Here is a 2999-nt window from a genome sequence, read left to right as displayed (position 1 = left end):
TTGAAAACTGAAGATTCATCAAGACATCAAACCAAGAAAAATATGCATGGTCCGTTCGGACCGTGTGTCTTAGAAACGCTAGATCAAGGTAGAAAGGGCGTACGGTGGATGCCTTGGCACTAGGAGCCGATGAAGGACGCGACGAACAGCGAAATGCTCTGGGGAGTGGTAAGTGCACTTTGATCCAGAGGTATCCGAATGGGGGAACCCACCGCCGGGAGACTGGCGGGACACCCGTGTGAATACATAGCACGGTGTGAGGCAAACCCGGGGAACTGAAACATCTAAGTACCCGGAGGAAGAGAAAGAAAATTCGATTCCCTGAGTAGCGGCGAGCGAAACGGGAACAGCCCAAACCAGGAAGCATGCTTCCTGGGGTTGTAGGACACTCTATACGGAGTTACAAAGGGATAGGATAGGTGAACGACCTGGAAAGGTCGGCCAGAGAAGGTGACGGCCCTGTAGCCGAAATCTTATCCCCTCCAGAGTGGATCCTGAGTACGGCGGGACACGTGAAACCCCGTCGGAATCCGGGAGGACCATCTCCCAAGGCTAAATACTTCCTAGTGACCGATAGTGAACCAGTACCGTGAGGGAAAGGTGAAAAGCACCCCGGAAGGGGAGTGAAATAGATCCTGAAACCGTATGCCTACAAGTAGTCAGAGCCCGTTAACGGGTGATGGCGTGCCTTTTGTAGAATGAACCGGCGAGTTACGATGGCGGGCAAGGTTAAGCTGATGAGGCGGAGCCGCAGCGAAAGCGAGTCTGAATAGGGCGCATCAGTCCGTCGTCGTAGACCCGAAACCAGGTGATCTACCCATGTCCAGGATGAAGGTCAGGTAACACTGACTGGAGGTCCGAACCCACGCACGTTGAAAAGTGCGGGGATGAGGTGTGGGTAGCGGTGAAATGCCAATCGAACCTGGAGATAGCTGGTTCTCCCCGAAATAGCTTTAGGGCTAGCCTCGAGGTGAAGAGTTCCGGAGGTAGAGCACTGATTGGACTAGGGGCCCCCACAGGGTTACCGAATTCAGTCAAACTCCGAATGCCGGCAACTTGTACTCGGGAGTCAGACTGCGAGTGATAAGATCCGTAGTCGAAAGGGAAACAGCCCAGACCATCAGCTAAGGTCCCAAAGTGTATGTTAAGTGGAAAAGGATGTGGCGTTGCACAGACAACTAGGATGTTGGCTTAGAAGCAGCCACCATTCAAAGAGTGCGTAATAGCTCACTAGTCGAGTGACGCCGCGCCGAAAATTTAACGGGGCTAAACATACCACCGAAGCTATGGATTCCGTAAGGAATGGTAGGGGAGCGTTCCAAGCAGCAGTGAAGCGGTATCGTGAGGAGCCGTGGAGCGCTTGGAAGTGAGAATGCCGGTGTGAGTAGCGAAAAGAGGGGTGAGAATCCCCTCCGTCGAAAGCCCAAGGTTTCCTGAGGAAGGCTCGTCCGCTCAGGGTTAGTCTGGACCTAAGCCGAGGCCGAAAGGCGTAGGCGATGGACAACAGGTTGATATTCCTGTACCGCCGTACCACCGTTTGAACGATGGGGGGACGCAGAAGGATAAGGTAACCGTGCGACTGGAAGTGCACGGACAAGCAGCGAGGCCGTCGGGTTGGCAAATCCGCCCGGCATACAAGGTTGAGCTGTGATGTGGAGCCCGTAGGGCGAAGTACCGGATTTCACGCTGCCAAGAAAAGCCTCTAGTAAGGAGGTCGGCGCCAGTACCGTAAACCGACACAGGTAGGCGAGATGAGAATTCTAAGACGCGCGGGATAACTCTCGTTAAGGAACTCGGCAAAATGGTCCCGTAACTTCGGGAGAAGGGACGCTTATGGCAACATAAGCCGCAGTGAATAGGCCCAAACGACTGTTTAGCAAAAACACAGGTCTCTGCTAAATCGCAAGATGAAGTATAGGGGCTGACGCCTGCCCGGTGCTGGAAGGTTAAGGGGATGTGTCATCGCAAGAGAAGCACTGAACCGAAGCCCCAGTAAACGGCGGCCGTAACTATAACGGTCCTAAGGTAGCGAAATTCCTTGTCGGGTAAGTTCCGACCCGCACGAAAGGCGTAACGATTTGGGCACTGTCTCAACGAGAGACCCGGTGAAATCATAGTACCTGTGAAGATGCAGGTTACCCGCGACAGGACGGAAAGACCCCATGGAGCTTTACTACAGCCTGATATTGAGGCTTTGTACGCGATGTACAGGATAGGTGGGAGTTTGTGAAGCCGGAGCGCCAGCTTCGGTGGAGACATCCTTGGGATACCACCCTTTGCGTATAGAGTCTCTAACTCGCAGCCGTGATCCGGCTGGAGGACCGTGTCAGGCGGGTAGTTTGACTGGGGCGGTCGCCTCCTAAACAGTAACGGAGGCGCCCAAAGGTTCCCTCAGAATGGTTGGAAATCATTCGTAGAGTGCAAAGGCAGAAGGGAGCTTGACTGCGAGACCTACAAGTCGAGCAGGGACGAAAGTCGGGCTTAGTGATCCGGTGGTTCCGCATGGAAGGGCCATCGCTCAACGGATAAAAGCTACCCTGGGGATAACAGGCTGATCTCCCCCAAGAGTCCACATCGACGGGGAGGTTTGGCACCTCGATGTCGGCTCATCGCATCCTGGGGCTGGAGTAGGTCCCAAGGGTTGGGCTGTTCGCCCATTAAAGCGGTACGCGAGCTGGGTTCAGAACGTCGTGAGACAGTTCGGTCCCTATCCGTCGTGGGCGCAGGAAATTTGAGGAGAGCTGTCCTTAGTACGAGAGGACCGGGATGGACGCACCGCTGGTGTACCAGTTGTTCCGCCAGGAGCATCGCTGGGTAGCTACGTGCGGACGGGATAAGTGCTGAAAGCATCTAAGCATGAAGCCCCCTCCGAGATGAGATTTCCCTTTGAGCAATCAAGAAAGACCCCTCAGAGACGATGAGGTAGATAGGTCATGGGTGGAAGCACGGCGACGTGTGGAGCTGAATGATACTAATCGGTCGAGGCTTTGATCTAGAAA

At 54.3% G+C, this 2999-nt stretch carries 1 rRNA gene; it reads left to right on the top strand.

The window, feature by feature from the left end:
- The first annotated feature begins 81 nt into the window (after positions 1 to 81).
- A 23S ribosomal RNA gene (locus tag EVJ20_RS14945) occupies positions 82 to 2995 on the top strand.
- Positions 2996 to 2999: the final 4 nt, after the last annotated feature.

The sequence above is a fragment of the Exiguobacterium sp. SH0S1 genome, from assembly GCF_004337165.1.
Lineage (GTDB): Bacteria > Bacillota > Bacilli > Exiguobacteriales > Exiguobacteriaceae > Exiguobacterium > Exiguobacterium aurantiacum_A.
The sequence above is the reverse complement of the archived record's forward strand: the minus strand, read 5'-3'. Positions and strand labels throughout refer to the sequence as shown.